Here is a 13320-nt window from a genome sequence, read left to right as displayed (position 1 = left end):
CTAAACAATATAAAATCTATGAAAGTACTCATTACAGGGAATATGGGGTATGTTGGGCCTGGGGTTATAAATTATTTAAGAACTCAATATCCCGATGCAATATTAATCGGATTTGATATGGGGTATTTTGCTAATTGTCTTACAAATGCAGATTTTTTCCCAGAAAGCAGATTAGACCAGCAGCTTTTTGGAGATGTAAGACATATTCCAGCAGAGATTTTGAAGGGTGTAGATTCTGTAGTACATTTAGCTGCTATTTCTAATGATCCAATGGGGAATAAATTTGAGGAAGTTACCTTAGATATAAATTATCGTTCCAGTATAAATTTGGCTAAAAAAGCAAAAGAATCCGGAGTAAAATCTTTTGTTTTTGCATCTAGTTGTAGTATGTATGGTGCAGCAGAAGACAAACCTAAAACAGAAAATTCAACATTAAATCCACTTACTGCATATGCCCGATCAAAGGTATTTACAGAAGAAGGGGTTAAGCCTTTAGCAGATGACACATTTACAGTTACGTGCTTGCGTTTTGCAACTGCATGTGGAATGAGTAATAGGCTTAGACTAGATTTAGTCCTGAATGATTTTGTAGCCGGAGCTGTTGCCAATAAGCAAATTACTATATTAAGTGATGGTAGCCCTTGGCGTCCTCTTATAAATGTAAAAGATATGGCTCGTGCAATTGATTGGGCCATTAATCGCACTCCCTCGGTGGGTGGTAATTTTCTCGCAATTAATGCTGGCAGTAATGAATGGAATTATCAAGTGAAAGATCTTGCTCAGGCTGTAGCTCAAATAATTCCTGATGTAAAAATTTCTATAAATCAAGACGCTCCTCCAGATAAGCGTTCTTATCGGGTTAGTTTTGATCTATTTAAACAATTAGCCCCCAATCACCAGCCGCTATCAGATCTTTTAGGAACAATTAGAGAACTAAAAGATAATCTAGAAGCCATGGGATTCAATGACAAAGAATTCAGAAATTCTCAGTTAATGAGGCTGAAAGTATTAGATCGGTTACAAGCAAAAGAGCTTATTACTGACAAACTCGAATGGATAGGTAAAAAATAAAAATATAATATTGTTAACAACTAAATAATCAGGAGGTAACTTTGATTTTTACTGAAACTAAATTAAAAGGAGCTTTTATTGTTGATGTTAAAAGAATAGAAGATGAACGTGGTTTTTTTGGCCGTTCCTGGTGCAAGAAAGAAATGGAAGAACATGGATTAAATTCCAATGTTGTACAAGCGAATGTTTCTTTTAATCATAAAAAAGGTACTCTTCGAGGAATGCATTTTCAAATTAACCCTTATCAGGAAACTAAACTTATTCGTTGCACTAAAGGAGCAATATATGATGTTATCATTGATCTACGAAAAGATTCTCCTACATATAAACAATGGATTGGTGTGGAATTGACTGAAGATAATTTTAGAATGCTTTATGTGCCAGAAGATTTTGCCCACGGATTTATTACCTTAAAAGATAATACTGCTGTAACTTATCAGGTGACCCAATTCTATACACCAGGTGCTGAGGCAGGAATCCGCTGGAATGATCCAACATTGGGTATAGAATGGCCTATTCCGGTCGAAGTTATATCAGCAAAAGATGAAAATCATCCAAATTATACTTGGTAGAAATTTAACTTATAATTGAATATTTGATATATACATTGTTTTAGTATTACACCTTATGATTATAGTTGATAAAGCTTTAGAAAAGCGTCAAAGTGAAGGTAAACCTATTCGGGTAGGTATGGTAGGTGCTGGATTTATGGCACGTGGGATAGCCCTTCAAATTTGTCGCTTTGTACCTGGTATAGAACTAGTAGCTATTTCCAATAGACATTTGGAAGGTGCAAAACGGGCTTATTCTGAAGCAGGTGTAGATAATTTTCAGGTTGTCCAAACTGTTGCCCAATTAGAGAACTGTATAGCCCATAAGAGATATGCTGTAACCGAGGACGCATTACTCCTTTGTAAGGCTGGGGGAATTGATGCGATTATAGAAGTAACAGGTGCCGTAGAATTCGGAGCTCATGTTGTACTGAATGCTATTCAACATGGCAAGCATGTCATTATGATGAATGCTGAAGTTGATGGTACAATTGGACCTATCTTAAAAGTATATGCAGATAAAGCAGGCGTAATACTAACTGGCTCTGATGGAGATCAACCAGGAGTAATGATGAATTTGTATCGGTTTGTAAAGTCTATTGGTGTAAAGCCTGTGCTATGTGGTAATATTAAGGGATTACATGATCCTTACCGGAATCCAACTACACAAGAAGGGTTTGCCAAGAAATGGGGCCAAAATCCCAGTATGGTGACTTCTTTTGCCGATGGCACTAAAATTTCTTTTGAAAATGCTATTGTAGCTAACGCTACTGGAATGAGAGTTGCAAAACGAGGTATGTTTGGACCATCTGTGCCTTCCGGGACGCCCATAGAACAATCAGTAAATTTATATCCATTAGAGGCCTTAGTTGAAGGACCCGGCATTGTTGATTATGTAGTGGGAGCAGTTCCCGGACCTGGTGTTTTTGTGTTGGGTACGCACGAACATCCAACTATGCAGCATTATTTGAACTTATATAAATTAGGCCCCGGGCCCCTATATTGTTTTTATACTCCTTATCATCTTTGCCATTTTGAGGTTCATAACACAATTGCCAGGGCGGTATTGTTCGGAGATGCAACCTTAGCCCCTTTAGGAGGTCCACTTGTGGATGTAATTACTGCTGCAAAAACTGACTTAAAGGCTGGAGATATTCTGGATGGTTTAGGTGATTATATGACTTATGGATTAGCCGAAAATCATGAGGTAACCCGTACTCAAAGTTTACTTCCAATTGGTCTGGCTGAAGGTTGCCGATTAAAACGTGATATTTCAAAAGATCAAGTATTGACATATGATGATATCGAATTACCATATGGAAGATTATGTGATAAACTAAGGGAGGAGCAAAATACATATTTTACTTTTTCTCACGATAAGATAATTAATTAAGCAACTGGCTAAGTTAAAATTTTAAAGACAGACAAATTGCTTGCCCTTTAAGGAAAGCTTCAGAAAAAGAAGCTTTCCTTTTTTCTTTTGCTAAACCCCTAGTATTATTTTCCGATGAAATACTCTTTTCTAATACCTAGCGTTAGAGAAAGATGTTTAAATTTCCATCTTTTCATTTAACATTATATAAGTTTCAAGTACTTCTACCTCTATTCATTACAAACGCCAGTCAAAACTATGTACTTTCAGTTACTACTCATTTGTATAAATTTGCAAGATGAGCAACAATGTGACAGGAAAACAATAACAATCTCAGTGTTAAATTTTAACTAAACGAAGATGATATATAGAGTCGTTATAGGAAGGGAAATTATATTCCTTCAGGGAAGCCTTACATATATATCTTATAAATTTCAGTAGTTACTAAGGTATTTATGCTACCAGTATCACTCATAAGGCTTCAAAAGATAGTGCATAAAATTAACGTAAACAGCTCCAAAGTTTTATTCAGAAAAAGGGAGATTAGTAGTATCTTGCAGTTTTATTGAACGGCATGGAATACTTAGAAGGCTTAAACGAACCACAGAAAGAAGCAGTGCTGGCAACCGAAGGTCCGCTGATGATTATTGCCGGCGCTGGTTCAGGAAAAACAAGGGTGCTGACTTACCGGATTGCCCACCTGATTTACCATGGTGTAGATCCTTTTCAGATTCTGGCCTTAACTTTTACCAATAAAGCGGCGGCAGAAATGCGCCAGCGGATAGAAAAAGTAGTAGGCAATGATGCCCGTAATATCTGGATGGGTACTTTTCACTCTATTTTTGCCCGTATCCTCCGCATTGAAGCCCATAAAATAGGCTATTCCAGGGATTTCTCTATTTACGATACCGACGACTCCAAATCACTGATCCGTTCCATCCTCAAAGAACTTAATCTGGATGATAAGGTGTACCGGGTGGGCGGCGTATTGGGCCGGATTTCGGGTGCCAAAAACCGGCTTATTTCGGTGAATGAATATACACGGAATGCTGTTTATAAAGCCGATGATGAGGCTGCCCGAGTTCCGGAAATGGGTAGGTTATACAAAGTATACCAGGACAGGCTGTTTAAGTCCAATGCCATGGATTTTGATGATCTGCTGTTTAATACCAATGTGCTTTTCCGCGATCATGTGGATGTGCTCAACAAATACCAGCATAAGTTTAAATACGTGATGGTAGATGAGTTTCAGGATACCAATATTTCGCAGTATCTGATTACCCGCAAACTGGCCGCCATGCACCAGAATATTTGTGTAGTGGGAGATGATGCACAAAGTATTTATGCCTTCCGGGGGGCAGATATCCAGAACATCCTCAACTTTGAGAAAGATTATCCTGACCTGAAAGTAATCCGCCTGGAACAGAATTACCGTTCTACCCAGAATATTGTAAAAGCGGCCAATTCTATCATTAACAAAAATAAAACCCAGCTCCGCAAAAACGTATGGACTTCCAATGCCGACGGTCCGCTACTGGATTTGTTTAAGGCTACTTCTGATAATGAGGAAGGCAACCTGGTAGCTACCTCTATTTTTGAGGAAAAGATGAATCATTCGCTCCGTAACAACGATTTTGCCATTCTCTACCGCACCAATGCCCAGTCCCGAGCTTTCGAAGAAGCCCTGCGCAGGCGCAATATCAAATACCGCATCATTGGCGGCTTGTCTTTCTATCAGCGCAAAGAGATCAAAGATATTATTGCGTATTTGCGTTTTACGGTCAATCAGAACGACGAAGAAGCTTTCAAACGCATCATTAATCTGCCCAAACGGGGAATAGGAGACAGCACTATTGCCAGAATAGTAGTGGCGGCCGACGAGCATAACACTACTTTGTGGGAAATTGTAAGTCATGTACAGCAGTTTTTACCAGGCCGTCATGCTGCCGCTTTAGACACATTTGCTACGCTGATTAAAAGTTTCCGCATAATTTCTGAAACCAAAGATGCCTTTGAAACTGCTTCACATGTAGCCAAAACTTCCGGATTGATTAAGGAATTGTATGATGATAAAACCGTAGAAGGACTGGCCAGGTATGAAAACGTGCAGGAATTGCTTAATGCCATTAAGGAATTTACAGATAATCCGGAAAATACGGATAAAAGCCTGAGTGCCTTCCTGCAAAGTGTTTCCCTGCTCACCAGCGCCGACGATGAAAAAGACACCGACAACGACAAAGTGACGCTGATGACCATTCACTCAGCCAAAGGGCTGGAATTTAAGCATGTGTACATTGTAGGCATGGAAGAAGACCTGTTTCCTTCGCAAATGATGCTTACCAGCCGGGCTGAACTCGAAGAAGAACGGCGTTTGTTTTATGTAGCCATCACCAGGGCAGAAAAGAAACTCACCCTTTCCTATGCCGAAACCAGGTATAAATTTGGCCGCTTAAAAAACTGCGAACCCAGCCGCTTTCTAAATGAAATTGACCCGGCCTTTATTCGCTCAGAAAAAGCCCTGGGAGGACGAGAATCTTCAGTCACCAGTTTTGTACGCAACCTTACGCCTCGTAAACCGGCAGCGGCCAATGAGATCGTGCATAAACCTTCCGAAGATTTTACTCCCAGCGATACATCCACGCTTACTGGGGCATGAAGGTAGAACACCCAAAATTTGGATTTGGCGTAGTAAAAGAAGTGGAAACCAATGGAAATGAAAAGAAAGCCAAAATTGAATTTGAAAAAGTAGGAGAAAAAACATTATTATTGAGCTTTGCCAAGTTAAAAATTCATAATACCTAGTATTGTAAACTACAATAGCCTGAAAACTATTGATAAATAGTATACTGCTATGAAAAATTTTATTTATAATACCCAACAAAACGATCTCATTTTGAAAGAATACGGCAGAAACGTCCAGAAACTCGTAGATCACATCATCACGATAGAAGACAGAGACAAACGAAACAAGTATGCGCAAATCCTGGTAGAACTCATGCGCCAGATCCATCCCAACATGCGCGATAACCAGGATTACTCTAATAAGCTGTGGGACGATCTCTATATCCTCTCCCAATTCAACCTGGAAGTAGATGCACCCTATCCCATGCCGGAGAAAGATGCCCTGGGCAAAAAGCCAAAGATGGTGGCCTACAATACCCACGAACTCCATTATAAGCATTATGGCCGCAATGTAGAATTGCTGATCGAAAAAGCCATTGCCATGGAAAATCCGGATGATCGGTTTAATGCCATCATTTATATTGGCCGCCTGATGAAAAGCTTTTATGGCACCTGGAACAAAGAAAACGTAGATGATGCCGTCATTGTGGAACACTTGCGGGAAATGTCAGAAAATAAACTCAACATCAGCCTGGAGAAAGTGAAAGCAGAAAACCTGTTTGATGCATCGGCAAAAGAAAAATCTGATAACCGCAATAAGGTATTTAATAATCCGAATGCCAAGAAAATGGGAAATAATCCCAATATGAATAACAACCGTAATAAACAAGACAACAAACAAAAAAGGAAAAATCAGTAAACTTTCATTCACCAGCTTACCCATATACTATGCTTTCATTCAAAATTCAGGGAGGAAACCGCCTTCGGGGAGAAATTATTCCGCAAGGTGCCAAAAATGAAGCCTTACAAATCCTTTGTGCCGTACTGCTTACGGCAGAGCCGGTAATCATCCATAATGTGCCAGACATCCGGGATGTGAATAAACTCATCGAACTGCTGGCCAGTATGGGCGTAAAAGTGGAAAAGCTCAAGGAATCCTCCTACCGTTTTGAAGCAAGCAATATTGACATGCAATACCTGGAATCTCCTGCCTATAAGGAAAAAGCCGCTGCCTTGAGAGGTTCCATTATGGTTTTAGGGCCATTACTGGCCAGATTCGGAAAAAGCAAAATTCCAAAGCCGGGCGGAGATAAAATTGGCAGAAGAAGACTGGATACGCACTTTCTGGGTTTTGAAAAGCTGGGGGCGAAATTTGTTTATGATTCCCAGGATAGCTTCTACCACATAGATGCCAGCAACCTGAAAGGCACCTATATGTTACTCGATGAAGCCTCTGTTACTGGAACGGCCAACGTAATTATGGCAGCTGTATTAGCCAAAGGCACCACTACCATTTACAATGCTGCCTGCGAACCCTATATTCAGCAGTTATGTAAAATGATTAACCGGATGGGTGGTAAAATTTCAGGCATAGGTTCTAATCTGCTTACCATTGAGGGAGTAGAAGCGCTCAAAGGCACCGAACATACCATGTTGCCGGATATGATTGAGATCGGTAGTTTCATTGGCCTGGCAGCCATGACACAATCTGAAATTACCATTAAAAATGCCAGGATTGATCAGCTGGGCATGATTCCCGAAGTATTCCGAAAGCTGGGTATTGCCTTAGAATACCGGGGCGATGATATTTATATTCCCGCTCAGGAGCATTATGAAATTGAGACCTTTATTGATGGTTCCATTCTGACTGTAGCCGATGCTCCCTGGCCAGGCTTTACGCCTGATTTAATTAGCATCATACTGGTTACCGCAACGCAAGCTAAAGGTTCGGTACTCATTCACCAGAAAATGTTTGAGAGCCGCCTGTTCTTCGTAGATAAGTTAATCGATATGGGCGCCCAGATTATTTTATGCGATCCGCACCGGGCAAATGTGATCGGCCTTAACCGGGCAGTGCCCTTACGGGGCATCCAGATGACTTCTCCTGATATCCGGGCCGGGGTTTCGCTGCTGATTGCTGCACTTTCTGCCAAAGGTACCAGTATCATCGATAATGCCGAACAGATAGACAGGGGTTACCAGCACATTGATACCCGTCTCCAAAAATTAGGTGCCTCTATCGAGCGCTTACAATAACTAAAGCCCACTAATAAGTGTATTACCCCGTAAGAATTAAACCTTCTTGCGGGGTTTGTTTTTATGTAAGATATACTTCTGAAAATACCTGAAAGTAGGTATTTTATTTCTCGGATTAAGCCCGTATCTTTAATAAGTTTAGCAAGTTAGCTCAAATTATCCCTGCCAGTTATCGGATTTGAATGTAAGATTACCGCCTGCCTTGAATGTGTTTTTTATTTTAATGAGCATATGGGGATTCATTTTTACGTTTTACCACATTTTCAACTCCTTCTTTTTAGCATTTTAAAAATGCTGATGAAAGTTTTTACAGCTGGCCTCCTGCTTTACCTGATGGCTTACCCTGCTTTTTCCCAGCAAATTTCAAATGTGAGAGCCACTGCCGATTCTGCTTTTGTTACTATCCTCTACGATTTGCAAGGAACCATAGAAGGCCAGCTTTTTACAGTAGAACTCTATGGCTCCCATAATGAGTATAACTCTCCCCTGCTTTATGTTACCGGAGAAGTAGGCAACAAAATAAAGGCTGGCAAAAACAAAAAGATGGTATGGCAAACCAGAGAGCTGAATAATTTTGAAGGAGACATCACTTTTGATGTTCGGGCAGAGCTGGCTTTTTCACCTTTTGCAGTAAAATCTCCTGGTAAAACTTCCGGATATAAACGCGGCAAGACCTATCAGATTGAATGGGCTGGTGGCCTTACTTCTGACAAAGTGAATGTGGAACTATACCGCAATGATGTGAAGATATCCAGCATTACCTCTACTGCCAATAAAGGCAAACATTCCTGGAACGTGCCTGATAAAAGTAAGCCCGGAGGAAATTATCAGTTGCGGGTGAGCAGTGAAGCAAATCCGGATAATTTTAGTTTGAGCCGCAAGTTCAGCATTCGCCGCCGGATTCCTTTATTAGCGAAAGTATTGCCATTTGCACTCGTTGGGGCTGGTGCATATATTATTCTCAACCAGGATTCCGGACCACCACCTCCTCCACAAAAAATCTTACTGCCAGAGCCGGATGTACCGCAATAAATTCTGTGCCTACACCTCTTGCTTGGGTAGGTTTCCTCATTTTGGCATTCAACTTTGAACACATATTACTCCATACGCTACTACAAAATCCCTATTTATATGAAACGTATATGTCTACTCTCTTTCTTAGTTATACTTACTTCCCTTGCCTATGCCAAAGTACTCACCGTGAGTAACCGTGCCGGAACTCCTGCCCAGTATGCAACTATTACGGCTGCTATGACTGCTGCTGCTGCAGGAGATACTATTTACATCCACGGCTCTGAAACAGAGTATGGCAATTTTGATGTAGATAAGAAGCTGGTATTCATAGGGCCTGGCCATAATCCGCAAAAACAGGTAGCGTTAAAAGCGACACTAGGCACTATTACCCTAGGCAAAACAGCTGGTGCTACTGGCTCTTCCTTCATTGGCCTTATTATCTATCATATAAATTCAGCCAGCAGTTTTACTATTAATGACATTACCATTAAAAGATGTTATATCACTTATATATATTCTTACGGAAATAATACAACAGAACCTACTAACTGGGTAATTGAAAATAATATTATTGTTAGCAATTTACAAATAACCAATAACGCCAATAATACTACGCCCAATCAGTTCCAGATCAACAATAATATTTTTACAGGCATAGTGTATTATGCACATACTTGTTTCTTCAATAATAATGTATTTATAGCTACCGTATCTAGTAATACTGATGCTTTTTATGTTGTAAAGAACTGTACATTCCAAAATAACATTTTTTATGGGGTAAGTCCAGAAGGCGCTAGTAACTCAACTTTCAATAACAATCTTACCTATTCTACTACAGCCAATCCCATTCCTTATGGGACCAACTTTGGTACCGCCAATAAAGTAAATGCAGATCCGGTATTTACAAATTTTCCGGCTGCCGGGGATAATACGTTTAAATATGAATATGATTTTCACCTGCAGGCTTCTTCCCCAGGTAAAAATGCGGGAACAGATGGGAAAGATATAGGCCTCTATGGTGGAATAGGGTTTTCAGAAAGTGGCGAACCTGCTGTTCCGCAGATCCGGGAATTTGTAATTAAAAATAGCGTAATAGCGCCAAACAGCAAGCTGAATATTTCCATTAAGGCAGAAGCCAAAAACTAACAGCGCACCAGGATGACATTCCGTATACTACGGTTCATCATAGGCTGCTTGCTTGTGATGGGCTTATCAGGCGCATCAGGTACCGCATGGGCACAAACCGTGTCTTCTGCTGAATATTTCTTTGATACTGATCCAGGCGTGGGCAATGGCACCTCTATTACCATTACTGCCGGTGCTTCAGTAGAAATAAATGCTGAAATTGACATGACCAGCCTAACCACTGGCACACATATATTGTTTGTACGAACCAGGGATTCCAATGGCAGGTGGAGTTTGATGGAAGGACGTACTTTCCTGATTCAGGACGCTCCTGTTATCAGTACTCCTACCATTACTGCTGCTGAATACTTTTTCGATACTGATCCTGGGAATGGAAATGGCACCAGTTTGTCAGTTACTGCTGGCAGCACCATTGATCTTGAACCTGAAATTAACCTGACCGGTTTAGCAGCTGGTGTACATACTTTGTTTGTGCGCACCAGAGACTCAAATGGAAAGTGGAGCCTGATAGAAGGACGTACTTTCCTGGTTCAGCCAACGCCCGTTACCGTTAATACTGTACCTACACAAGGGGAATATTTTTTCGATACTGATCCCGGATTTGGGAAAGGTAAAAGTATAGCTATTGGAGAAAATGGACAGGCAGAAGTAGAAATAGATTTATCGAAGGAAGGACTGAATGCTGGTTTTCATACTTTGTATATCCGGGTGAAAGACAGCCGGGGAACCTGGAGCTTACAGGAAAGCCGATCTCTGGTGATTAATCAGGCACTTACAAGTCTGGCGCAGATCACAGCAGCCGAATATTTCTTCGATAATGCCAATCCTGCACCGGGAGCAGGCAAACCCTTAACTATTACGCCAGGCGCCAGCCTGGAAATGGATTCCGAAATAGATATTACAAACCTGGCATTAGGAAAACACCAGTTAACCATCCGGGTAAAAGATAGCAAAGGAATCTGGAGTGATGTTTCTGTACAGGAGTTTACCATTGACCCCAATGCCATTAAAGTGCTTACCCTTGCCCCTACCAACGTTACATCAGAATCTATTACCTTACAGGGAACCGTAAATGCCAATGGTGCAAGCGCTGCGGTTGCCTTCCAGTACAGCACAGACCTGTCGTATGTTACACTGGCTCCGGCCACTCCTTCTTCCGTAACAGGCACCGCTGATACGCCCGTAAGTGTCGCTTTAACCGGACTTACGGCCAATACTACTTATAATTACCGGATACGGGTAATTACTGCTCAGGATACTGTATACAGCCTGAACGAAACCTTTTATACACCTCTGGAAAGTATTCCACCCACTGCTACTTTATCTCCCGTTGATGATGCTACTAATATCAACATTTATTCCGATCTGACTTTAACATTCAGTGAAGCCATCCAGAAAGGAACCGGAAGTATAATTATCAGGCAGAATAATGATGTTTATGCTACGATTCCGCTTAGCAGCGACCTGATCACTATTTCGGAAACCGATACCAAAGTTACCATTAATCCAGCTACTGATTTTGAGTTTAGTGCCCGTATCAGTGTAGAAATTCCGGAAGGCACCTTTACAGATCTCGCCGGAAATAATTATGTGGGTACAACGGCTACTACCTGGAATTTTACTACCCTTCCTCCCATTACGATTGAAAAAGGCTTTACTGAAATAGAATCAGACGCAAGTGCGGCAGAAACAGCCGTGAAGGTGAATTATCCGGTGGCAGCCATCAGTCAGGTAAAGATTCTTTCTAAAGATATTACCCGTAATGAATGGCGGGAATATCCTATGCTCCAGAACACTCAAGACCTTGCCAAGTTTACGCTGAATTTGCCGCTGCCTGCTACGCTAAAAGATGAAATTGGTCTGGAATACTATTTTGAACTAACTACCACCGCCGGACAGAAAGTGGTTACTGATGTGCAATTAGTGAATACTTCTTATAATGATCCTGGGCTTCCCATTCCAGGTCTTATTTTCGGCTCAGAAAAGAAAGATTATCAGATCATTTCTATCCCTTTAAATACTTCACTCAAAGAAGTGAGCGCCATATTCAATGAACTGGGCAGTTACGACAAGGAAAAATGGCGGCTATTCGCCTTTGAAAATAGCCGTTTGGTGGAATACACCAATGGATTTACTACCATAGAACCTGGGAAAGCATACCTGCTGATAGTGAAAGACCAGATAAGTATTACTACAGGTGAAGGTTCTACCCTGCGCCAGAATGAGAATAATCCGTTTACCCTGAACCTTCTCAAAGGCTGGAATCTGATTGGAAATCCTTATAATCTGAATTTATCCTGGAAAGAGATCCGGGAAAAGAGCGGCATTCCTGAAAACGGCCTGGTCGGGAAACTTAGGGTGCTTCAGGATGGCACCTATCCAGATGCAGGCAGCGATAAGCTTAATGCTTTTTCAGGTGGATTTGTTTTCTGCGATGAGGCGGTAACCCTAAAATTCCCGGTAAAACGCAACCTGGAATACAATTCAGCCAGAATTGCTGCGGAAGAAAGCCTGCCCAGATACCATCCGGATTCTGAGTTTGAGTCTAATTTTACCCTGCACACTAAAGAACTGAGTTATGGCTTAGGTGGCCTGGGCATGCACCCCGATGCTCAACCGGACCGGGATTATCTGGATGAAATCGGTTTGCCAAAAATACTGCATTACCTGCAGGTAAATTTTGCCCATCCGGAACATTTTTATGGCCGGTTTACCAAAGATATGGTGCCGGTAGAAGAAAATAAGGTATGGGAGTTTACTGTGGAAAGCAACCTGGATGCCCAGCAAGCAAGTCTGAAATGGGAAAATTATTTCGCCAGAGCTATTGGTAAGCAGTTGTTTTTGTATGATCCTACAGCTGAAAGAATTATTGATATGCAATCACAACAGCAGTATACATTTGATCTTTCCAAAGAACATAAGTTCAGGGTGTATTATGGTGATGCCAGATTTATGGCAGAAAACCTGAATGCCAGCCGTATTCAGTTGCTTGCCAACATGCCTAATCCTTTCAGCGAATCTACTACCATTGCATTTGCTTTGCCGAAATCGCAGCTGCCCTATCAGGTGCAGGTACAAGTATTTGATGCCAACGGAAAACAAGTGGCTACACTGGCAGAAGGAAAGTATCAGGCTGGTTTTTATCAGCTTGTATGGGATGGCAAAAACGGTCAGGGACAACGGTTGCCGGCAGGAATGTACATGGGCAGGGCTACTATTCGAGATTCTGCTTCCAGCCAGAACTATACCCTGAAAATGATTTTACGATAGACTTTAATTCTGCAAACG

8 protein-coding genes and 1 pseudogene are annotated in these 13320 nt (G+C 41.3%); all 9 read left to right on the top strand.

Annotated features, from left to right (window positions below; all coding sequences use genetic code 11):
* The first annotated feature begins 18 nt into the window (after positions 1-18).
* Complete coding sequence (locus GXP67_RS25760) at positions 19-1071, top strand: NAD-dependent epimerase/dehydratase family protein (RefSeq protein WP_162445782.1); 1053 nt, start codon at positions 19-21, stop codon at positions 1069-1071.
* Positions 1072-1112: 41 nt separating this feature from the next.
* Entirely contained in the window at positions 1113-1643 is a 531-nt protein-coding gene (gene rfbC / locus GXP67_RS25755) for a dTDP-4-dehydrorhamnose 3,5-epimerase (protein WP_162445781.1), read from the top strand.
* A 55-nt stretch (positions 1644-1698) separates the two neighbouring features.
* Positions 1699-3015, top strand: a complete 1317-nt coding sequence (locus GXP67_RS25750) for an NAD(P)H-dependent oxidoreductase (RefSeq protein WP_162445780.1) — start codon at positions 1699-1701, stop codon at positions 3013-3015.
* Between the two features lie 553 nt (positions 3016-3568).
* Positions 3569-5796 (top strand): annotated as a pseudogene (locus GXP67_RS25745) (ATP-dependent helicase).
* A gap of 49 nt (positions 5797-5845) precedes the next feature.
* Positions 5846-6535, top strand: coding sequence for a DUF4290 domain-containing protein (locus GXP67_RS25740; RefSeq protein ID WP_162445779.1), 690 nt, complete (start codon positions 5846-5848; stop codon positions 6533-6535).
* Between the two features lie 29 nt (positions 6536-6564).
* On the top strand, positions 6565-7872 hold the full coding sequence (gene murA, locus GXP67_RS25735; protein WP_162445778.1) for a UDP-N-acetylglucosamine 1-carboxyvinyltransferase: 1308 nt from the start codon (positions 6565-6567) through the stop codon (positions 7870-7872).
* A gap of 297 nt (positions 7873-8169) precedes the next feature.
* Positions 8170-8904, top strand: a complete 735-nt coding sequence (locus GXP67_RS25730) for a Ser-Thr-rich GPI-anchored membrane family protein (RefSeq protein WP_162445777.1) — start codon at positions 8170-8172, stop codon at positions 8902-8904.
* A gap of 99 nt (positions 8905-9003) precedes the next feature.
* Positions 9004-10032 (top strand): hypothetical protein, encoded by a 1029-nt coding sequence (locus GXP67_RS25725; RefSeq protein WP_162445776.1) that lies wholly within the window; start codon positions 9004-9006, stop codon positions 10030-10032.
* A gap of 12 nt (positions 10033-10044) precedes the next feature.
* Entirely contained in the window at positions 10045-13302 is a 3258-nt protein-coding gene (locus GXP67_RS25720) for an Ig-like domain-containing protein (protein ID WP_162445775.1), read from the top strand.
* Positions 13303-13320 lie beyond the last annotated feature (18 nt).

Source organism: Rhodocytophaga rosea (genome assembly GCF_010119975.1).
Lineage (GTDB): Bacteria > Bacteroidota > Bacteroidia > Cytophagales > 172606-1 > Rhodocytophaga > Rhodocytophaga rosea.
This window is presented reverse-complemented; position numbering and strand designations above follow the sequence as displayed.